Origin of the sequence: Methanosarcina sp. UBA411 (genome assembly GCF_002495725.1) — an archaeon.
GTDB lineage: Archaea > Halobacteriota > Methanosarcinia > Methanosarcinales > Methanosarcinaceae > Methanosarcina.
The window spans coordinates 113,633-135,607 of the sequence record NZ_DAGK01000002.1 but is presented as its reverse complement, the minus strand read 5'-3'; the positions used below and the strand labels follow the sequence as shown (position 1 = coordinate 135,607).

At 38.4% G+C, this 21,975-nt stretch carries 20 protein-coding genes; 4 read left to right on the top strand and 16 right to left on the bottom strand.

Annotated features, from left to right (window positions below; genetic code table 11):
- Positions 1 to 183 precede the first annotated feature (183 nt).
- Together BP861_RS00990 and BP861_RS00985 are read right to left on the bottom strand one after the other, a co-directional pair.
- The gene (locus BP861_RS00990) at positions 184 to 2,709 is read right to left on the bottom strand and encodes an oligosaccharyl transferase, archaeosortase A system-associated (RefSeq protein WP_292371671.1); all 2,526 of its coding nucleotides are present in this window, start codon (positions 2,707 to 2,709) and stop codon (positions 184 to 186) included.
- A 57-nt stretch (positions 2,710 to 2,766) separates the two neighbouring features.
- A complete protein-coding gene (locus BP861_RS00985; protein WP_292371669.1) occupies positions 2,767 to 3,921 on the bottom strand; it encodes a glycosyltransferase family 4 protein in 1,155 nt (384 codons plus the stop codon).
- A 78-nt stretch (positions 3,922 to 3,999) separates the two neighbouring features.
- On the opposite strand from BP861_RS00985, the gene BP861_RS00980 reads away from it, so the two are divergent.
- Complete coding sequence (locus tag BP861_RS00980) at positions 4,000 to 5,094, top strand: glycosyltransferase family 4 protein (protein ID WP_292371667.1); 1,095 nt, start codon at positions 4,000 to 4,002, stop codon at positions 5,092 to 5,094.
- 79 nt (positions 5,095 to 5,173) lie between these two features.
- Positions 5,174 to 6,229, top strand: a complete 1,056-nt coding sequence (locus BP861_RS00975; protein WP_292371665.1) for a glycosyltransferase family 4 protein — start codon at positions 5,174 to 5,176, stop codon at positions 6,227 to 6,229.
- A 2-nt stretch (positions 6,230 to 6,231) separates the two neighbouring features.
- On the opposite strand, the gene BP861_RS00970 is transcribed toward BP861_RS00975, so the two are convergent.
- From BP861_RS00970 to BP861_RS00915, 12 genes are all read right to left on the bottom strand, one after another.
- Positions 6,232 to 7,260, bottom strand: a complete 1,029-nt coding sequence (locus BP861_RS00970; protein WP_292371663.1) for a glycosyltransferase family 2 protein — start codon at positions 7,258 to 7,260, stop codon at positions 6,232 to 6,234.
- Positions 7,257 to 8,180, bottom strand: a complete 924-nt coding sequence (locus BP861_RS00965; protein ID WP_292371661.1) for a glycosyltransferase family 2 protein — start codon at positions 8,178 to 8,180, stop codon at positions 7,257 to 7,259. Before BP861_RS00965 ends, BP861_RS00970 begins: the two co-directional genes overlap by 4 nt.
- A 383-nt stretch (positions 8,181 to 8,563) precedes the next feature.
- Positions 8,564 to 9,778 (bottom strand): glycosyltransferase family 4 protein, encoded by a 1,215-nt coding sequence (locus tag BP861_RS00960; RefSeq protein ID WP_292371659.1) that lies wholly within the window; start codon positions 9,776 to 9,778, stop codon positions 8,564 to 8,566.
- 274 nt (positions 9,779 to 10,052) lie between these two features.
- A complete protein-coding gene (locus BP861_RS00955; RefSeq protein WP_292371657.1) occupies positions 10,053 to 10,865 on the bottom strand; it encodes a glycosyltransferase family 2 protein in 813 nt (270 codons plus the stop codon).
- Positions 10,866 to 10,908: 43 nt separating this feature from the next.
- Positions 10,909 to 12,393 carry a flippase gene (locus BP861_RS00950; protein WP_292371655.1) on the bottom strand — a complete coding sequence of 495 codons (1,485 nt, stop codon included), beginning with the start codon at positions 12,391 to 12,393 and terminating at the stop codon, positions 10,909 to 10,911.
- A gap of 205 nt (positions 12,394 to 12,598) precedes the next feature.
- Positions 12,599 to 13,318, bottom strand: a complete 720-nt coding sequence (locus BP861_RS00945; protein WP_292371653.1) for a sugar phosphate nucleotidyltransferase — start codon at positions 13,316 to 13,318, stop codon at positions 12,599 to 12,601.
- The gene (gene rfbD / locus BP861_RS00940; RefSeq protein ID WP_292371651.1) at positions 13,315 to 14,124 is read right to left on the bottom strand and encodes a dTDP-4-dehydrorhamnose reductase; all 810 of its coding nucleotides are present in this window, start codon (positions 14,122 to 14,124) and stop codon (positions 13,315 to 13,317) included. The genes BP861_RS00945 and rfbD overlap by 4 nt, the downstream gene beginning before the upstream one ends.
- The gene (gene rfbB / locus BP861_RS00935; RefSeq protein ID WP_292371649.1) at positions 14,097 to 15,053 is read right to left on the bottom strand and encodes a dTDP-glucose 4,6-dehydratase; all 957 of its coding nucleotides are present in this window, start codon (positions 15,051 to 15,053) and stop codon (positions 14,097 to 14,099) included. The genes rfbD and rfbB overlap by 28 nt, the downstream gene beginning before the upstream one ends.
- Before the next feature lie 95 nt (positions 15,054 to 15,148).
- On the bottom strand, positions 15,149 to 15,700 hold the full coding sequence (gene rfbC, locus BP861_RS00930; protein WP_292371647.1) for a dTDP-4-dehydrorhamnose 3,5-epimerase: 552 nt from the start codon (positions 15,698 to 15,700) through the stop codon (positions 15,149 to 15,151).
- Positions 15,701 to 15,705: 5 nt separating this feature from the next.
- Entirely contained in the window at positions 15,706 to 17,082 is a 1,377-nt protein-coding gene (locus tag BP861_RS00925; protein ID WP_292371646.1) for a mannose-1-phosphate guanylyltransferase/mannose-6-phosphate isomerase, read from the bottom strand.
- Positions 17,083 to 17,843: 761 nt separating this feature from the next.
- A complete protein-coding gene (locus BP861_RS00920; RefSeq protein WP_292371644.1) occupies positions 17,844 to 17,981 on the bottom strand; it encodes a hypothetical protein in 138 nt (45 codons plus the stop codon).
- Positions 17,982 to 18,058: 77 nt separating this feature from the next.
- Positions 18,059 to 18,199, bottom strand: a complete 141-nt coding sequence (locus BP861_RS00915; protein WP_292371642.1) for a hypothetical protein — start codon at positions 18,197 to 18,199, stop codon at positions 18,059 to 18,061.
- 574 nt (positions 18,200 to 18,773) lie between these two features.
- Here BP861_RS00915 and BP861_RS00910 point away from each other — a divergent pair.
- Complete coding sequence (locus tag BP861_RS00910; protein ID WP_292371641.1) at positions 18,774 to 19,619, top strand: sulfide/dihydroorotate dehydrogenase-like FAD/NAD-binding protein; 846 nt, start codon at positions 18,774 to 18,776, stop codon at positions 19,617 to 19,619.
- Positions 19,620 to 19,636: 17 nt separating this feature from the next.
- A complete protein-coding gene (gltA, locus tag BP861_RS00905) occupies positions 19,637 to 21,046 on the top strand; it encodes an NADPH-dependent glutamate synthase (RefSeq protein ID WP_292371639.1) in 1,410 nt (469 codons plus the stop codon).
- Positions 21,047 to 21,174: 128 nt separating this feature from the next.
- On the opposite strand, the gene BP861_RS00900 is transcribed toward gltA, so the two are convergent.
- A complete protein-coding gene (locus tag BP861_RS00900; protein ID WP_292371637.1) occupies positions 21,175 to 21,576 on the bottom strand; it encodes an NUDIX domain-containing protein in 402 nt (133 codons plus the stop codon).
- Between the two features lie 145 nt (positions 21,577 to 21,721).
- Positions 21,722 to 21,975, bottom strand: a 254-nt coding sequence (locus BP861_RS00895; RefSeq protein ID WP_292371635.1) for a hypothetical protein, incomplete at its 5' end; no start/stop codon positions are given.

Genomic DNA, 21,975 nt, shown 5'->3' with positions numbered 1-21,975 from the left:
ATTAATAGTATATATAAATAAGTATATGTAACTGGCGAATATATTAAAAACAAATATTCTTGAAATGCGGCAGGCTCTTTCAAAAATCTCAAAAAATAAATCTTCCAAGGATATTTAAAAAATAAAAACATAAATGGAAAGAATAAAGGCGTGAATTTAACTTAACACGAATTTCAAGATTTTTCAGACCTTTATTTCTTCTCCTTTTAATACTGCTTCTTCATTTACTCTCACTTCTCTTGTCGTATCGCCATAACTCAACACATAGGGTCCTGAAGGTACAGTATCAAACTGTGTTTCGCCTGCAATCGGACCCTCGGTCGAATAAGGCACTGTGAACTCGTATCTTCCCTGAGAGTCTGCAGTTGTTGACTGCGAGTATTCAAAGGTCCTTCCCTGATTTGTAATAATTGTCGTGTCTATTTTTACAGTCTCATTGGGGGAAGCCGTGCCTGTTATATCTGCACCATTGACGTACTCGAAGGTCTTGACATAACCTGTATCTGTCTCAGGGAGCTTACCTCCGTAGAAGTAATTGTAGACCTGTTTGTACAATAGCTCATTAGTTTGATAAGCTTCGGTCTCGTGAATCATACGGTACTGCTTCAAGCCGTTTCCGTCAAAAATATGCAACCTTGCTTCCATGGTATTAAAATATCGAGTGGTAGGCAGGGATCTATATTCTTTACCTATCAAGTGTACCTGGGAGTACCCTTGAGTATCAAGAGTCCAGGTCGCAATTGACCCAAATATATCTGTAGCCATTCTGGCATCAGACATTATGTATCTTGCACCTGCTTTGTCTGGCCTCGGGTCTATGGCTTCAAGTACTGTACTTGCTTCTTCTTCAGATGGAGCTGTAAGAAAGGTTGTAGCACCTGGTCGGTTTGTCTCGTTAATGCTTGTCGAGCGGCCTCCTATTCCTGCCTGGAAAGGATTCGCATTTGGCATTCTATGACCGATTGTCTCTATGTAGTGTCCATAGTCCCACCAGGACATAACCCCGTATGCAGTGTCTGGATACTGGAACATCTCTCCGTTTTTCGGGGCTTCATAAATGGCATTATAATCCATTCCGGGATCTGGGGTGTTTGAGCTAAGCCAAACACAAGCTTCTTCCCAGGGTGGGATGGGTTGGCCGTATACCATTTTTGTATACGGCATTGCAGATCCATATACTGGATAAATCAGAAATACCACTATAAGCAGGACTGCAAAAACCTGCTCTATTTTGACGAATTTCAATGCTTTCGGGATATCCGTGGGCGACTTTAGATTGCTTTTGAACTTCTGGTCAAGTTCACTCCATTTTACTTTTTCAAGTAACAGGCCTCCCAGATAAGCACTCAGGACTGAAACGTTTATTGAATAGTAATATGCAAAACGGTTCTGGCCGTAAATTGCAAGGAGAATTAAAAGACTCCAGATAAAAAGCAGCGCTTCCTGAGGCTTTGGTTTTCTGAACAGGTTTGCAGCCAGAATAAGTATCCCGAGCAGAGACGCTAGAAATCCCGTAGCAGTGAAGTTTGAAAAAACTTTAGATAGGGTAAAGACACCAACGTCGTAGAATATAGAAGTAGCTTCATCGATTGTGGAAGGTCCTCCTTGCAGTCTTCCAAAAACAGTGTTTGGTGCGTTTATAATCAGGGAATAAAGGGATGGAGATAAAACTTTGATAAATATAAGCCCGAGAATACCAGCTCCAAGAATTATCAGTGGGTAATAATAAGTCTTCATTTTCTTTCTTTTGAATTCTCTTTGAATAAGACTCAAAGCCGCAAAGCCTGCCATTGCTCCAAGGGATGTGATAACATGGAACCATGAATAATAATAAAGTGAAAAGCCCATATCCGGGTGGACAAATGGAAGGATAAGTATTGTACTCACTAAAAATGTGACTATGCCTGTAAACCCAAGGTAGTCGCTGGACTCATTCTGAAAATTGTCAAATATGTACTGAAATATTGCATAAACAAGAATGATAAATAAGAAAAGCGAGCCTCCTGGCCAGGAAAGCTGGTAGGCTGAATACATGACACCAGCCAGAACAGAATATATAAATGGCTCTTTTATGACTTTAAAGTTTTTATTGAACACATCTGCAAAACGCAGCTTATTTTCCTTTGCTGAAATTAAGGCCAGCATGAAAAACATCATGAAAAAAGTACTGAATAGTGACTCGGCAACATGATGGTCTGTAAAGCCAATCATTGAACGGGATAGAAACTGCCCTGGAGCAAATGCTATCAGGATCGCAGCCAGAATTCCTGTTTTATGCCCTCCAAGGTATTTTCCCATGTAGTAAACTGGAATGACTGTAAGAGCTCCTAAAATTGCAGGGAAATATGCTCCTATAGTATTAACCAGTTGAGGGCTTGGATTTCCCATTCCCAGAATCAGGGAGGTAATTGCCATCATTTGATCAAACAATGGGCCGAAGTGTATGTAACTCCCGTTAGGATAGTTGGTCATGGGATTGAAAAACATCCTGTTGGGGTAGTTTTCAAGCAGGACAAATAAGGTACGCATATGGTACCACGCATCATTGGTCGTGAACTTCACAATCCCGCCAGGTAAAAGTACTTTATCTGAAGGAAGAATTCTAACCCATAAAGACACAAAACCAATTATCGCAACCGTCAGAGTATAAGGCCAGCTGGATTTCATTTTCTTTTTAAATGACGATACAGGACGATCCTGAGGACTCATAGTAACCCCTTTATAAAACGAACTTTATAAATTTAAATGAAATTACTAAAAAGAAAATTACATAGTTTGTATTAATTCAATGTAACAGTTTATAATTCTATCCCATTTCTGGTCCGGAACTTCGTAATGCTTTCTTTCTCCAAACCGGTTGAGAATAGCTTTTCTGATAGAATCGACATCTCCTGGCGGAACAAAAAAAGTTCCTTCATATTTAGCCATCGATTCTTTCAAGCCGCCTACTTCAGAAACAATAACAGGTTTTCCAAAGGACATGGCGATATGGGCAATTCCGCTCTGAGAAGCCCTCAAGTAAGGCAGAACTACCACATCTGCAGCACTGAAATATACATTTACTTTGTCATCAGGAACGTATTCGTCTACTAGCGTAATGTGTTTATAAAAGGGAGAAGCCTTTATCTGGCCAAGCAATTCCTTTCGATCTTCCCAGATTTCCCCGACAATTAACAACCGGCTTTTTTCGATAATCTCGGTAGGTAGCTGTTCAAAGGCTCTAATTAGATAGGAAGTTCCCTTATATTTTCGAATTAAACCGAAAGAAAGAATAACAAAATCGTCCTTTATTGAGAGGTTTTTTCTTGCTTCTTTTATATCAAGCAATTCTCCGTACTGGTCGTAAAGCCCGTGCGGGATCACATGGATTTTTTCAGGGGCAATAGAATATCTTTTTGCAACAAGCTCTTTATCGGATTCTGAATGAGTAATATATGCATCAAGGTTTTTACGAAGCAGTTTTCCTGTTATTTTCGAGTATAAACGGATCGGAAGTATTGATTCTTCAAACGGATCCACCACTTCGTGAAATTCTATTATGATTTTCGGTTTATTCAGCAAACCGGCAAAGAGCTTCAGCAGAAGTTGCATATGTGCAACCGAAGAAGTCCACCACTGCAAAACTATGATGTCCGGTTTTTGTGCTTTAAGAAAACTGTACGCTTGAATCCAGGTCAGAGGGTTGTTATAGTCCATGCCGTCAAAAACAGGAATGTCGGGTGAAAAATTTAGATCGGAAATATTTTTTCCAACATGGGATTTTCCAGGAAACAGAAAAGTTGGAAGCAGCTGCCGGAAGCAGACAACTGAAACGTCTTTTTCCATAGACATGGCATTTGCCAGACGGATAGTGTAATAACTGATACCGCTTAAAAAACGTTTCGAAGGTCCGACTATGCAAATGCGTTTGTTGGATGTCATTTGTCTAAACTATCACATTATCTTTATATTAAGCTAATGCATTACTGCGTATAGGTTCCAGTTAAAAGAGGTTCAGCCTTGAAAATAGCCCAGATCTGTCCCCGTTACTACCCTGATATAGGGGGAGTGGAAACTCATGTCAGAGAAATTAGTGAAAGGCTGGTTAAAGCAGGACATGATGTTGAGGTCATAACAACTGATCCCACGGGAAAATTGAGTAAGCGAGAGATGGTAAACGGAGTAAAAGTTCTCAGGTTCAGATCTTTTGCTCCTGGAAATGCGTATTATTTAGCTCCCCAAATCTACACCTATCTTAAAAAGCACGATTATGATGTAATTCATGCACACAGCTATCATGCGTTTCCTGCATTCTTCGCATCCTTGGGCAGGCATGGTGGAAAACTGGTATTTACGCCGCATTATCACCGGCACGGCCATACTGCGTTTCGGGACTTACTGCACAAACCTTATAGGCTTCTTGGGAAGATGATCTTCTCCAGAGCTGACTCGGTGATATGTGTATCAGAGTATGAAAAGAAACTTGTAGAATCGGATTTTAAGGTCGCTTCAAAGACAATAAAAATCCCTAATGGTATAAATCTTAAAGAATTCGAAAATCTAAAGCAGCCGGGAAAAGAGTCAAAAAAGAAAGCCGGAAGAGAAAAGCTTCTTCTCTATGTGGGTCGCCTGGAAGAATATAAAGGGATACAGTATATTATCCAGAGTTTACCTGAACTTCAGGATTTCCGGTTGAGGATCGTCGGAAAGGGTCCGTACGAATCTGAACTTCGTAGTATGGCGAAAAGTTTAGGGGTGGAAGCAAGGGTTGAATGGTTAAAAGATCTTTCCAGGAAAGAACTGCTTGAATGCTATGCAGGTGCGGATATCTTTTTGATGCTTTCCTCTCACGAAGCATATGGAATAACGGTTGCTGAGGCTCTTGCTGCGGGAGTTCCGTGTATTGTGGCAAAAGGCAGTGCACTTGAGGAATTTGTGGATGGAAAGAATTGTATTGGGATTGAAAACCCCGTTTCAAAGGAGAAAGTAGCCAGAGCACTGAAGGAGATCATGAGAGAGGAAAAAAATGGAAACTTCAGGATAGACAAAAATATAATGGATTGGAATGAAGTTTCAGCCAGAATTGAAAGAGAGTACCTGCAGAATAAAGACTAAATTATTCAAGGTAATAACAGATTGTTCTTTTAAATCAAGAAACTTTATAAAGAATTCCGGGTTTTTGGGGAACTGAACTATGGAAATTGATTATATAAATGGCCTGAAAACAGTTGAAATATTCGGGATGTCAAAATATCAAAGTGAAATCCATAACAGGCTAGATAATGTTAAATTAAATCGGATAGAATATCCTAATATATCTAAAATTCCCGGAATTAACAAGATTTTTGAATATTCTGCATATCCGTTCATTGTAAAGAAAAAAATAATTGAGAATAACGCTAAGCACATAACTCGGCAAGATATGGCATTTCTTCTTGAATTAATTGATATGAAAAAAACCATTGTTACCTGTCATGATATCATACCTATAGCATATTACAAGACTCTAAACCCTCTCTGGAAACTTAATGCAAAAGGATTGAGAAAAGCAGAAAAAATAATTACGGTCTCCGAATTCTCTAAACAGGATATTAGTAAATACATAGGATATCCAGAAGAAAAGATAGAAGTTATACCCCCTGCGGTAGACCACAGTTTATACTATCAAAATAGAAATAAAACAGCTTTGAATAAATACAGGATAGGAGAAGCTGAGAAAGTAATTCTATATGTTGGAGCTGAAGAGCCTCGAAAAAATCTTCAATTTTTACTAAAGTCATTCAGCAAATTAAAAGCAAAAATTCCCAATATAAAACTGTTGAAAGTAGGGACCCCAAATTACCTGTTCGTAAGGAAAAAACTCCTTAAACAGATAGAGGCTCTGAACTTACAGAATAATATTATCTTTACGGGATATGTATCAGAAACCGAACTGGCAGATATCTATAACGCTGTGGATTTGTTCGTATTCCCTTCTTTATATGAAGGCTTTGGGATACCTCCACTGGAAGCAATGGCATGTGGAACCCCGGTAATAACATCAAATACCTCCTCACTACCGGAAGTTGTCGGAGATGCTGCAATTCAGGCAGATCCTTATAATGTTGAAGACTTTGCTGAAAAAATGTACGAAGTACTACAGAATGATGATCTCAAAGAAGAATTGGTCCGAAAAGGACTGAAAAGATCAAAAATGTTTAGTTGGGATAGTTCAGCAAAAAAAACATTAAAGGTATATAAAGAATTGTAACCTTAAGTCAGAACCCCGTCTCTTATTCCTTTCAAGAAAGAAATAAAAGATGGCAAAATTTCCTTACTTTTTTGACGGTACAAGATGCCACCAATGACCATCCAGGCACGAAAACCAAAAAAGTAAGTTAAGAACGAAAAATATTGTTGTTTTGATGAATGTTTTTTCATAAACCAGAACTTATTCCTCGTATAATGGAATAGAGTAAAACCGGTTATTTTATTACTTGTAGCGCCACCCTTATGCCATATTTTTCCTTTTGGTACGTAGACAATTCTATATGATGCTTTATGAGCGCGTACACACCACTCAGTCTCTTCGAGGTACGCAAAATAATCTTTATTCAGATACCCAATCTTATTGAACAGTTCGCTTTTTGCAAGTAGTGCGCAACCCATTACACAGTCAACATTTTTGGGTTCATCCAAATATTTACTTTCCTGCTGTGTCAGGTTAATTACTTCACCCTTATTCCAATGAATTTTTACACCAGCAGATTGAATTTCCTGAGGATTTTTGTATTCGTATATCGTTGACCCCAGTACTCCTATCTGCAAGTCACTTTCTGCCACATTTATTAACTCATTTAAAAAATAAGGATCAACAACTGTATCGTTATTAAGTAATAGAATATAATCCGAATTAAGGTTATTTAAAGCGAATTTAATGCCAATATTGTTTCCTTCAGCAAAGCCATAATTGTCATCGTTTTTTATAAGAATCAGGTTTTTTCTTGAAACCGGATTTTTAATGTTTTCTTTTATTGAAATTGAGGTATCTAGCTCATCTTTAGAATATTCTCTAACATAAATCGGCTTATTTTCGGGTAAATAATGGAAGAATCTAGACTTAATTTTAATTTTCCCTTCTGCATAGTTTTTTATTTTCTGTATAGAATCATCTTTTGAGCCATTATCTACTATAATAACTTCGTATAAGGGATATGTGATCTGAAAAACAGATTCCAAACATTCTATAGTGTCCTCCCAACCATTCCAATTAAGAATTATAATGGCAACTTTTGGATTCATGATCTATGCCCTATTTTTCGATGTAAATCTCTAAACTTAAAATAGATACTTTGACCAAATAATAATATAAAAAGAACTGTAATTGTTTTGAAATTAAAATAGTACGCTTTCATAGATTTTATTAGATAATTCCGCCCATTATTGAAATCACCAATAGAGCATAATCCAGTACCAATATCGTAATAGTGTTCAGACAAATTTTTTTTGTTTTTACTAAAATCATCTAAATGTGTGAGTAAAATAATTTCATGAGCCTTAAGCATATTATTTTCATTTAAATTTATACTGTTGGGCGTAGAATATGAGCATAAAAGAGGCTTATTAATGTATTTAAATAGATAATATTTAGAGAGCTCGATCCATAACTCCCAGTCTTCTAAGGCAGGAAGATTTTCATCGAAATATTTTTTATTTTCGAAACATTCTTTTTTCATAAGGACTGTTGGTGTCCCAACAAAATTTCCTTTAAGAAGTTCATTATGTATGTTTCCTTCTTTTTGAGGTAGATGATCATTTGGCAGATATATTTTTCTATCAGCTTCAATTCTGTAAAAGCCAGAATAAACAATTCCAATTTCTGGAGAAGCATCAGCAAAAGCTTCTATTTGTTGCTTAAGTTTATCTAAAAACCACTCATCATCACTATCCTGAAATGAAATGTATTTTCCTCTTGATTCTCTAATTCCAGTATTTCTTGCTGCTGAAGCCCCCTTGTTTTGATTATGTCTTATATACCGTATCCTCTCATCTTTAAAATCCTTTATGACTTCTTCAGTATTATCTGTCGAGCCATCATCAACAAGAACAATCTCCAAATCCTGGTAAGTTTGATCCAAAACACTCTGAATAGCTCTGGGTAATAGATGAGCTCTGTTATATGTTGGGATAACTACACTTACTTTTGGATTTTGATCACACATATTATTTCCTCCCCCAGTTCCCAAAATTTAAACATATAAGTTTGATTCCACTAGCTGCCAAATCAGGCGGTTTTAATTATAATGTTAGAGTTTATGGTTAATTATCCAAGTTTACACAATATTTAGCAGGATATTTTCATGTGCATAGAAATGGAACTAGGTTCACGGCTTTATTATAGGAATATCTAATATGACTAAAGCTCTAATACGATTGAAGCTGATACTTTTATTAGCAAATATTTAACTTATTTATTTATATAATTTAAGTTTTAACGGTAGTTGTGATATATTCATCCTTCATTTTTTTGTATAAATTTATTCATTTATACATTTTGCCGAATCAAGCACTCACTTTTAAGTCCCGTTTCCAAAGGTTAAAACGATTACTTACCCCAAACTAGGTTTTTATATTCAGAACAAAATTTATTACAGTTAAAATTTGTTTTTGCATATTCGTAAGCTTCGTGAGATATTTTATCCATCAAAATTTTATCTGAAGTAAGTTTACTTAAAACTTCGAATACATTTTTAACTATAAGATCATTGCTTTCATTCTTTATAAGAAAACCATTGTGTTCATTACAAATATGCTCTGAAATGCCTCCTACATCAGTGCTTATAGTTACAATACCATGAGCCATTGCTTCCATTATAACCAAAGGAAAACCTTCTCTACTCGAGACAAGTAGCAATATGTCTGAATTACTATATATTTCAGAAATTTGATTTTCATCCGTCAGTTCGCCTAGGAAATTACAATACCTTCTGTATTGTTCGTCCACTGAATCCTTGACATCGCCGACTAAAGTGAATTCAACTGGCAAATTACTTAGATAACAAAGATGAGAAATTTTTCCTATTAAATTAACTCGCTTTTCTTCAGAACCGCGACCTACATAAAGAACTTTTAAAGTAGATTTATCATTTTTCCTTCTAACTAGTTTCGGAATTTTTACACAATTTTCGATTAAAAATACTCTTTCATTCCTTTTTTCAGTTATACCGTTTAAGCGGTACTGATTCTTTAAATCATTCATCGTACGTTTGTTAATTACAACTCTTTTGTTTAATCTATTTACGTAAGGAAGGCTAACATCTTCTATTCCACCCCCAAAAGCGTGTATGAGATCAATACAGCAAATTTGAGGCTTCAAATACAGAATTAACTTATAAAAAAGCACATTATTGCATCCAAATACCACACAAGTTTTATTGCTATTTATAATTGTGCATAACACACCAACCCAAAAATTAATGTATACACGATTATCAAAATAGTTAAAATGACCTAAGTCAAATATTTTAGCACTTTGAATAAATTGCTTTTTCAATGCTGAATTTGTTGATCTATTTGTGAAAAATACTATAGGATTGCATGCTTCCAAACAATGAATAATTTTAATATGTACCTTTTCGGCTCCTCCTATATGATAAAATGGAAATAGGAAAAAAAATCGCGATCTGAAAAAAGGGATAAAAAATAGTCCCACTAATCTGCCAATTAATATACTAACAGCTAATATAGGAGGCTTCTCCATACGTTGAATTACTTCTAGTAAAATATATTTAATATGTTTATGTAAAAAATTCCCTGCCAAATTATAGGCCACCTTTTATCATTAAACTTATGCAACTTTTATTTACTAAAAAATATTTCAGTTTTATTCCTATTTCTTCCATCTAAATACTATTATTAAATTACCTACATACAGTTAAATATATTTTTAAATATATTTCATTCGCTTAAATAATCTGCATCCGTCATCAGATGATTTGAGACAAATAAATCACAATTTGAGATCGCTTTTGATCTGGATCATAACCATATTTCATGACATTTGCACATAAAAAAATAAGCAGTTAAGGCAAAGACTAGAGTTTATCCAATATCTTTTTTATATAAGCATGTACAAGCAACATTTTTGCCAGACCCAAATATTTCCTGCTAACTATATCGATGCCTTTATTTCCAGCCCATGATGTGAAAGATTTCAAAACGTTAACTCTTATATCCCAATGGGAAGGACAAAAAGCTCTTATACTATTCTCAGGTTCATCTCTGTATATTAACAAAGGTTCATTCACGAAAGCAAAATTTGTCAATGTAGCTATCCGAAGCCATAAAGCATAATCCTCTCCCACTTTTAATGCCCGATCTTCTGGAAAGCAATTACATTTCATCACAATCTCTTTCTTAACTAAAATCGAACTGCAAATTATACAGTTATCCTTAACAAGTAAAGGAAAAGATATTGGATCTTCAGGAATACTACTATTAATAAATTTTCCGACGTGTCCTTGAGATGGTATATACCGTATCGCATCAGAGCATGCAGCATTGCACCCAATTTTGGTAGCATGCTTTAACTGTTTTTCAAGTTTATCTGGAAACCATTCATCATCACTGTCTAAGAAAGCCAACCACTCTCCTCTACTTGCTTGAATTCCTCTATTCCTAGGGATTGATGCAAGTCCATCTTTTCCACCCTCTATCCATCGCACGCGAGGATCATTAATTGAGTTAACAACTTTTTGATCCGGGGAACCATTAACTCCACATACTAAAATCTCGAAAGGAGGAAGAGTCTGGTTTAGTGCGCTTAAAATAGCCTTACCCAATGTTTCTTCTCTATTCCACGTTGGAATAATAACACTAATTTGAGTCATCTTTCCCACGTTTTTCATAACTAGTTTATTTATAAAAATATCAATCTATATAAATATCGATTTACAACCATTCTGGCCAAATAAAACCTATGCCTACTTTTTCCACAATATGTCTCATCTCATTGCAGACTTTTTTATCTAGTTTTAACATCAAAAAACCATATACTGCTGCTCCAAATATAACTGGAAACATTGTAAGCCATATATTAGAGAGTGGTACAAGTAAATGATATACACCAATAAGCACTCCCATTACAACAGAAGATGTCACGATATTTAAGAGGCAATTAAGCTCTAATCGGATTGTCATATATTTAGATAAAGCTTGCCAAGCAAGTAAGGCGTTTAGTGTCATTGTTGCCAAAGTTGCAATAGCTGCACCATCTATACCCATAAAAGGAATTAGTATTATATTCAGGAGAATATTTGCTCCAACCCCAACTGCCGTGACTTTAAACGATTCTTTTGGATAATTTAGGGCATCCAGATACATCGTGAAAAAATACTGGAATACATTAACCATCTGTACGGCAAGAAGTATTACAAGTGTTTGATAACCTTGGGCAAAATCTGGACCATAGAAAGAGCTTAGCAAATGATCTCCAAGCAAGATACCACCCACAAATACTGGAATTGCCAGTATTAATGAGTAACTTATTGCACGAGCCAAAGACTCTTCTATAAGATATATCTCATTAGCTTTACCCCATTGGCTAATTCTGGGCCAAAGAGTACTTCTTATCGCGTACGAACTAAACGTAGCAACCGCTGTAAATTGGAGTACTACTCTGTAGATACCTACGTCTTCATTATTCATAAAATATCCAATAAGCACGGTATCTGCTTGTGAAAATACAAGCATCCCACCAGTTGTTAAAAATAACCAGAAGGAAAACACAGATAGACTTTTTATATGATCCCATTTGAAGTTCACGAAATGCAAATCAAAAAAACGGAATTCAATTATTGCTGCTCCAATCATTCCAGCCACCATGCCACCAGCAAGACCTGCAGTCTCATACCCAAGATATATTGCTGGAACCTGGAACAAGATTCGTAAGATATTGCTTATACCTTCACAGGTATTGCGTATCCCCATTTTACCTTTGCCGGTAACTCCGGTGGAGATTGGGCCCACAATCATTGAGACTAATAATGCCACCAGCAACCAGGCAAACATTCCTGATTTACTAAGGTTAGCAAAGTAGTCTTTAAATACGAGTAAAATTAGCACTCCAGCTATCGTAGATACTAATCTTAATACAAAATACGCGCTAAAATATGCATCAGATTCTTCCCCTTCACTGATACGCTTAACTGCAGCTCCGCCAAATCCTCCGTCAGTTACCATACCGATAATACCATAGTATGCTAAAAACAAGTAATATGAGCCGAGAATTGCTGCACCTACCGTCTGTGCAAAGTACATAGTGCTCAGGAAGCCTATAGCTGTGAATGCGATCTGCCAGAACAATGATACTATGCTCTGGCGCTGAATAGTGTCTATCTTTAGGATATTCGAGAAAATAGCAGCTATATTAAACATGGTCTAACGATCAATTGCGTATATAGTTATGTTCCATTAATCACATTGGACAAAAATTATCTTGAGTTCGGACTTTAAACACACGAGAGATACTAATTCTAATACTGCAAGTTAGGATAAATAAAAATAATTATCTGCTAAATAATTCATAACTTAATTCTTTTAGTTAATAACTATTCTTTAAAAGAATCTAAGACTCAGGTTATTATTTATCCCTTTTACTTTTTTCACCTGCAATTAACAAACTAGCCCTCAATAGACTTTCAAAGGTGCCTGCGTCACTCCAGAAACCATCTAGGATACGATATTCCATAGTTCCATTATTAACAAAATAATTGTTGACATCAGTTATCTCAAGCTCTCCCCGCGCAGAGGGCTTGAGGGTTTTAACGATTTTGAATACATGATTACTATATATATAAAGACCGGTAACTGCAAAATTGCTTTTGGGCTCCCGAGGTTTTTCCTCGATCCCTATTACCTTGTCACCATTAAGCTCAGCTACTCCAAACCTGTGGGCATCCGGTACTTCCTTTAAGAAAATTCTGGCGCCACCTCTAAAGTTTGAGACGTCCTCTTTAATGTTGTCCTGGAAAATATTATCGCCAAGGATCACTGCTACATCGTCTTCATCCGCAAAACGCTCTGCAAGGCCTAAGGCCTGTGCGATCCCTCCGGCTTCTTCCTGAATTTCATAAGTAAATTTAACCCCAAGATCTGCGCCTGATCCAAGAAGCTCAAGAAAATGTCCGGCATGGCCTCGACCGGATACGATCATTATCTCTTTGATACCTGCATTAATGAGAGTTTGTATTGGATAAAATATCATTGGCTTATCATAAACAGGTAACAGGTGCTTATTTGTAACTTTAGTCAGGGGGTAGAGTCTGCTGCCGGTACCGCCTGCGAGTATTATGCCTTTCATGCATTTCTCTCCTTCAGATAATCCTTAATTGCTTCTTTCCAATGTCTCATAGGGCTGGTTTTAGTATTCACAAGAACCGAATACTTTGGACGCCTGGCTTTTCTTGGAAATTCCTCACTTGTACAGGGAACAGTATTACTTATGGCGGCAGATGCAAACTCATACCAAGAACATATACCCTCATTTGTCACATGGTATATCCCGGCTTCAAGTTCAGCAATCTCCATGATCTTATTCGCGAGATCTACGGTATAGGTGGGTTTCCCAAATTGATCATTAACAACTTTGACCTGAGCCATCTCACCGGATAATCTCAGCATTGTTTCTACAAAGTTTTTTCCATGCGTGCCAAAAAGCCAGGAAATCCGGATAATTCTATAATCTTCCAGATTTTCTGCAATTTTCTGTTCACCAAGAAGTTTTGAACGACCATACACATTAATAGGATCAGGAGTGTCGGATTCTATATACTCTTTTTTTGACCCGTCGAATACGTAGTCCGTGCTGAAGTGTACGAGGGTTGCACCTATCTCATTGCAGGCTTCAGAGATATATCCAGGCCCATACCCATTAACCTTAAGTGCCAATTCCTGATGGTCTTCACAGCCGTCAACATCAGTATAGGCTGCTGCATTTATCGCCAGATTCGGGTTTAGTTTTCGTATGGATTTAAGCACCTGTTCTCGATCTGTAATATCGATATCTTTATGTGTCAGTTTCACAGCGTCTGGAAACGCTTTGCAAAGGTCGAATCCAAGCATCCCGTCGGCACCGATAATTAGCGTTTTAATGGTTCCCACCACCATTTGTTTTCCACATACCATCTGACTGTTTGCTCAAGGGCAGTATCAAAATCATATTTTGGTTTCCAGCCTATTTTCTCAAGTTTGCTGCCATCGAGCGAATAACGGAAATCATGTCCCTTTCGGTCTTCAACGTATTCGATTGAAGCTTCATCTTTACCAAGCATTTTAAGAATACGGTGAGTGATTTCAAGGTTTGTAAGCTCGTTTCCACCATCTATATTGTAGATTTCTCCACTGCTCCCATTGTGAAGGACAAAATCGACTGCAGAGCAGTGATCTTCAACATAAATCCAGTCCCGGATATTCAGGCCAGTGCCATAGACAGGAACCTTTTTGCCTTCCATCAATCTGCTGATGAAAAATGGAATTAGTTTTTCAGGGTACTGATAAGGCCCGAAGTTGTTTGTGCACCGAGTTATGCAAACTGGCAGATCGTAAGTTGTATAGTAGGACATTGCAAGAAGATCAGAACCTGCTTTGCTTGAAGAATAAGGGCTTGAAGGGTTCAGATTGTCCTTTTCAGTAAAAGAACCTTCTTTTATACTGCCATATACTTCGTCAGTTGAGATATGGACAAATTTCTTTATATTATTTGCAAGCGCACTTTGTAGAAGAGTATTTGTTCCAAGCACATTTGTCCTGACAAAAACCGAACCGTCCTCAATTGAGCGGTCAACATGACTTTCGGCTGCAAAATGCAAAACATAATCGACTTTTTTCATTACTTCATTGACAACTCGGGAATCGCAGATATTCCCCTGCACAAAAGAGTAATTGGGGTTATTTTCAATATCCTTGAGGTTAGCTGGATTTCCAGCATAGGTTAGTTTGTCAAGGTTTACAATTTGGTAGCTGGGATACTTCTCGAGCATGTAACGAATAAAGTTGCTGCCTATGAATCCGCAGCCCCCTGTAACCAGAAGTCTCATTTAGGTCACCCCTTGGTACGGTAATAAATATTTGGTACGTTAATAAAAAATACGTACCAATAAATTAAGACTGATGGATTAAAATTTGCCCAAGTTTAAAAATTCATTTTAGCTTCTTCTAACTTTGGGAGTAGCAGATCCTTCGGGGAACTCTTTATATCCTCAGCTTTTATCTTCCAGTCAATATTCAACGACGAATCGTTATAGATAATTCCTGCTTCAGCCTCAGGATGGTAGTATTCATCACATTTGTATTGAAAGATGGCAGTTTCGCTCAGTACGGAAAATCCATGGGCAAAGCCTTTAGGAATTAGAAACTGCCTTTTGTTTTCAGCAGAAAGTTCAACCCCAATCCAATCCCGAAAAGTAGGAGAATTTTTCCTTAGATCTACTGCAACATCATATACTTTCCCTTGCAAAACTCTTACAAGTTTCGCCTGACTGAAAGGAGCCAGCTGGTAGTGTAGACCACGAATTACCCCATAAGAAGATTTTGACTCATTATCCTGAACAAAAGGGTATTCTTTTCCTAAAAGGTTATCCAGCGTTAATTTATTATAACTTTCAAAAAAATAACCCCGGTCGTCTTCAAAGACTTTAGGCTCGAGTACAAAAAGATCGCTTATTTTAGTATCTATTATTTTCACACTTCTCAGCTCCTCCCATAGACATCGTCAAACCTGACAATGTCTGCTTCGTCTACAAGCTCCCCTAACTGCACTTCAATAATCTCAAGCGGGATTTTTCCGGGATTGGACAATCTGTGTTTTTCTCCTGCACTGATAAAAGTACTCTCTCCCGGTCTCAGGAAGAACTGCTGTCCGCTTACTTCCACGCAGGCCATACCTTTAACAACCACCCAGTGCTCACTGCGATGGTAATGCAATTGGAGGCTCAATTTATGGGCGGGATGTACTGTGATATTTTTGATCTTATGCTTTGGAGATACTTCAAGTAAGGTATACGAACCCCAGGGCCTATAGACGGTTTGTCCTATGTATGCTCTTTCATCGTTTCTGTCTTTAAGAGCTGAGACAATCTCCTTTACCTTCTGACTGCTGGATTTAGGGCAGACTAACAGAGCATCACTGGTATCGACAATAACCATGTCCTTTATATCAATGAGTGAAACAAGCTTACCACAACTCGAATATACGAGATTTCCATCGGAGTTGAGCAGCAAAGGATCACATTCATGGATTACGTTTCCTACAGGATCCTTTTCAAACTCGTCATAAATTGCCGCAAAGTTCCCCAGGTCGCTCCATTTCTGCTCAAGTTTTACAACTGCGACCTTATCGGATTTTTCCATTATTCCATAATCAATGGAAACCTTGTCCACAGATGCATAAACCTCATTGATATCCTTCCCGTTTTCAAAACAGGTGAAAACAGAAGGTGCGTGTTTTTTAACTTCTTCAAAGAAAAGTGCTGTGTCGAAAAGGAACATCCCGCTGTTCCAGAGGCAGCCTTCCTGAATATATTTCTCTGCGTTTTCCAAGTCTGGCTTTTCTCTGAATTCCGAAACCTTGTAACCTGGTCCACAGGCTTCTGAGGTTTTAATATAACCATACCCTGTATGAGGAAAATTAGGAACAACTCCGAAAGTAACCAGATAATCCGAAGCAAGCTCTTCAGCCGAAGCAATTGTCTGCATTGCACCTTTATCAAGGACATGGTCCGAAGAAAAGATTCCTACTACAGAGTGCCCATATTTTTTTTCAATTTCTTTCATTCCGAAGAAGATTGCAGGGAGAGTATTCTTGCCTTCGGGCTCAATTAATACATTCTCTCGAGGGATTGAGTATCCTATTTCCTCAATCTGCCCGATTACGAAAAATTTCTGAGCTTCATTCGTTACAACGAAAACTTCGGAAATATCAGATACTTCAAGGCACCGGAGGACGGTTTCCTGAAAAAGAGACGTACTTCCAAACTTTAAAAACTGCTTGGGATACATTTCCCGGCTGAGAGGCCAGAGTCGTGTTCCTGAGCCGCCTGCAAGAATTATTGATTTTATACCTGTCATCTCCTTTAGATATTGGTTAAAATGGATGCCATCTTAATAATCAAATTGAAGGTATACAGATTTGATTAGATTCTATATTGATTAAATTCATAGCAGATTATTAGTTCTATAATAACTTGGATCCTATAGTCAACTAAATTCATCCTATAACAGATTAAGTTCTAGATAAAGAGGGGTGCAGATACGCTGAAAGCACAGGATTAGAGCAATATATAATGAAAGTCATTAAATAATCTTTGCACAGGAAAACATTGAATCTACTCATCCCCTGCATGGCAGGCATAGTATTCTTTTAAAAGAGATTATTACTGATTGCTGGTATATCTTTTAGAAGATACCAGTTACACCTGCGTTTTCATTTACATTATGTTTCAGTTATTTTACATTATGTTTCAGTTATCCATGTTTTCATTTATATTGTGCTTTTAGTTACATTGATATTTTCAGTTGAGTCCAGGCTTTCAGTTGGCTCTCTCAGACGCTTTGAGACTATTCTCTGATCCTTATCTGTAAAAGAAGTAACATCACAGGTGCAACAGCTGTTTTCCAGCAAACGAGAACTAAAATTAAGGAACCTGGAAAAAAGTAGGACAATGGAATCTGGTATATAAATCAGGGTAAAGGATCAAGAAAACAAAGAGGAGAACAGTGAGCTAAAAGAAATAAATGCTTAAAGTGGAAGGAAAAGGGTGCAAAGGTTCAATAAAGAACCTTTATCTGGAATTTTTCCTTTGTTCTTCCTTTCCTGACTTAAAAAGTGTTCAAGACTCTTTTTCTTCTCCATAAAGGGCCTTTCGTTCTTCTTCATCGTATTTATCACAGCTTATGAGAGGTTTCTTCATTGCCTTGAATTCTTTTCCCATCGGGCCCGGAGACTCAGTCTCAGTTTTCTGTACCATAAGCAATCCCTTCTATAGTTCCTTTGATCGTTCCATTTTTTAATTTATCCCGGAAAAAAAGTAAAGAATAAGTGAAATTATTTGCAGGTGTCAAGGAGCGATCTCTTCTTGCCACCCCGTGCTTCGGTAGGATGAATAGGATCGACGTCGGCTACTTCTTCTCCTTTCTTTTCCTCTAACTTTTCTCCCTTTGTACCTTCTCTTCTTTCTTCAGGCATTTGATTAACCCCCATATATGTATAAATTTCTCGCTTGTATTTCCTCTTCCGCCTGTCAGAACGAAATCATCCCGATTTTCATAGCCATTCAGCTTTTTATAGCAATACAGCGGACAAATTTCTCTTTCAGGCAAAGCTTTTAAATTTTCAAGTTCAAATACGGCCATAAAATTCGGTTGTCTATCTGGACATAGTTTGCACTGAGTTTGCTTTATCCCTCCTCTCACCAATCAACTTCCTGATATAATCTGTTCAGGGATTACCCCTTAATTTATTATACCCACTAGATTTATTAAATTATTGCAACAATGGTCAAAAAGTTGAAGAATACTCAGACTCTTTTAAAAGGAAGTATTGACAAAAAGGGCACTTACAATTCAATAAAAAATGATCCAGACAGACAAAATAATTAAAATTATTTGGGAGATTATATATCCCATTAATCAGTATAAGGAGAGCGTCCAGGCGGAAAAGCTCGGGTCTAAGAAAAAATCCGCGAGGAGATCCGCGATATCAAAATTTACCTATTCATTTACTCTAAAAAAATCGCTTTTACCCAGGAAAATGTGATCTCATGGCATATAAAATACTGAAAAAGGAAGAAATCGCTCCGTCAGTGCACAGGATGGTAATAGACGCCCCTGACGTGGCAAAGGCTGCAAAAGCCGGACAGTTCATAATCCTCAGAATTGATGAAAAGGGGGAAAGGATCCCCCTTACTATTGCTGATTTTGACAAAGGCGAGGGCACAGTAACTATAATATTTCAGGAGATGGGCAAGACTACAAAACAGCTTGCAAAGTTTTCTGCAGGTGAGTTTCTGGAAGACTTCGTCGGGCCTCTTGGTACCCCTGCCGATGTAAGGAAACTCGGTACTGTTATCCTTGTAGGAGGAGGGGTAGGAGTTGCCCCGGCTTATCCCCAGGCAAAGGCGTATAGCAAAGCTGGCAACAAGGTAATTTCCATTATAGGTGCCCGAAACAAGGATCTTCTTATCCTCGAAGATGAAATGAAAGATGCTAGCTCCGAACTGTATATTGCAACCGATGACGGATCAAAAGGGCACCACGGGTTTGTGACCGACATAATGAAACAGATTTTGGACAGTGGTGAAGAGGTTGCAAGAGTCGTGATCATTGGGCCTCCGATAATGATGAAAGTAGGAGCAGGAGTAGCTTCTCCTTATGATGTTGAAATTCTTGTCAGCCTCAACTCTATTATGGTAGACGGGACAGGTATGTGCGGCGGCTGCAGGGTTACAGTTGACGGAAAAACCAGATTTACCTGCGTTGACGGGCCTGAATTTGATGCACGGAAAGTCGATTTTGTTGAACTTATGAACAGGCTTGCAATGTACCGCGGCGAAGAGGCAAAAGCTGTGGAAAAATACGAAGAGAAATGCAGGTGCGGACTACACTGATAAGGAGGGGATGAAAAATGCAAGAATTAAATGGAGAAAAAACCGCAAAAGCAAAGAAAGAAAGGACCCCGATGCCAGAACAGCCTGCGGAAGAGCGCAGAAAGAACTTTAATGAGGTAGCTCTTGGTTACACGAAAGAAGATGCTCTTGTCGAAGCTTCCCGCTGTCTCTCCTGCAAGGAACCAAAATGTGTTGAAGGCTGCCCTGTGAACGTGGATATTCCAGGTTTTATCAAGCTTGTATGCGAGGAAGACTTTGCAGGAGCAATAGAGAAAATTAAAGGCACAAACGCCCTTCCTGCCATCTGCGGCCGTGTATGTCCCCAGGAGACTCAGTGCGAATCTCTCTGCGTACTCGGAAAGAAGGGACAGCCAGTTGCTATCGGAAGACTCGAACGTTTCTGCGCTGATTATGAGCGCCAGCAGGGAGTAAAGGTTCCTGAAATTCCGGAGCCTTCAGGAAAGAAAGTAGCCGTTGTAGGTTCTGGGCCTGCGGGTCTCACTGCCGCAGCAGATCTTGCAAAGCTGGGTCACAAAGTAACAGTTTTCGAATCCCTCCACAAGGCCGGGGGAGTGCTGAGTTACGGCATTCCTGAGTTCAGGCTGCCAAAAGAAATTGTGCGGCAGGAAGTCGAGTACATTAAGCAGCTCGGAGTAGAGTTCAAACCCAACTACATAATCGGCAGGATCAAGACCTTGGACGATCTCTGTGACGAATTCGATGCTGTCTTCCTGGGCACGGGCGCAGGTCTCCCGAGTTTTATGGGAATTCCCGGAGAAAATTTCAATGGCGTATACTCCGCAAACGAGTTCCTGACCCGTGTAAACCTCATGAAAGCCTATGACCCTGAATATGATACCAGAGTCAGGCTTGGAAAGCATGTTGTGGTGGTAGGAGGCGGAAACGTGGCAATGGATGCCGCCCGCTCAGCCCTCCGCTTGGGCGCTGAAGAGGTCAGTATAGTCTACCGCCGTGGGGAAGACGAGATGCCAGCCCGCAGGGAAGAAATCGAGCACGCTAAAGAAGAAGGAATAACCTTCAGGCTCCTTACAAACCCTGTCCGCATCCTCGGCGACGAGAAATTCAATGCTACTGCAGTCGAATGCATTAAAATGGAACTCGGCAAGCCTGACAAATCCGGCAGAAGAAGCCCTGTCCCTGTAGAAGGTTCGGAATTCACAATTCCTGCCGATGTCGTGGTTATTGCCATAGGAACATCCCCGAACCCCATGATCTTCAAAGGCTCGGAAGGCCTTGATCAGAACAAAAGGGGCACCGTCGTCGCAGACGAAGAAACCGGCGCAACCTCCAAGTGCGGAGTCTTTGCAGGCGGAGATGTTGTTACAGGTGCAGCAACCGTAATCAGTGCAATGGGTGCTGGCAAGAAAGCCGCAAAGGCAATTGATGAATATTTGAAAGAGCAGTGAAACCAGAATTTTCTGGTTTCTTTTTTAACTTTAAAAGTTGCTAAGTTCTGCGAGATTCTACTTTTTGAATCAGGTCGAGTACAATAATCTCAATCGTATATACTCATGCATTACTCATTCGTTTTAAATCATCTTCCTTTTAACTCGTAAAATCTATCTAGTATTTCTTTTGTTGTTTTGGAAACTTTAATTTCTGAATTTGGAGAATAATAGTTTACATATTTTACTTCATTTAGTGGTCGTGCAATACCGCTAACGTTTACTAAACATACGGTGTGGTAGTCTTTAAAGTACACACCTGAGTATGCCCTTTGCACATGCCCTACATGCTGGAAAAGAAATCTGACATTAGTTGCAATTAATCCAGTTTCCTCTTTCAATTCTCTTACAGCTGCTTGCGTTCTTGATTCTCTTTTATTTGTCCCTCCCCCTGGGAGAACATACAGTCCTCTTCTACCAGCAACTACCAATATGCCTCTGGGAGTTTCAACAATAGCGGTGCCTCGTCTTCGTTTCTTTGTCTTTAGCATTGTAGTACACTTTTCCACAGTCTGTCATACTAAAAAGTTAAGTGTGTAGAGATTCAGTGGTTTGGTAATTTAGATTAATAAAAATTGTAATAAATCATAGAAATACTTGTTGTTATTTAGACAAAGTTGATGAAAGGACTGCAAATCATAAGTGGTAAAATGCATAAAAGTTAATTAGAGATTTTCCAGCACTACTTTCAGAAGTATAATTAATCGATAAAATTGAAAAAAGGAGAGTTTTTGAGTAACTTACATGAGGTAAACTTTTCCCTCCATGAGCCGGCGCAACCTTCAAATGCGGAGTCTTTGCCGGCGGAGATGTGGTCACAGGCACAGCAACCGTAATCAGTGCAATGGGTGCAGGTAAGAAAGCTGCAAAGGCAATTGACGAGTATTTGA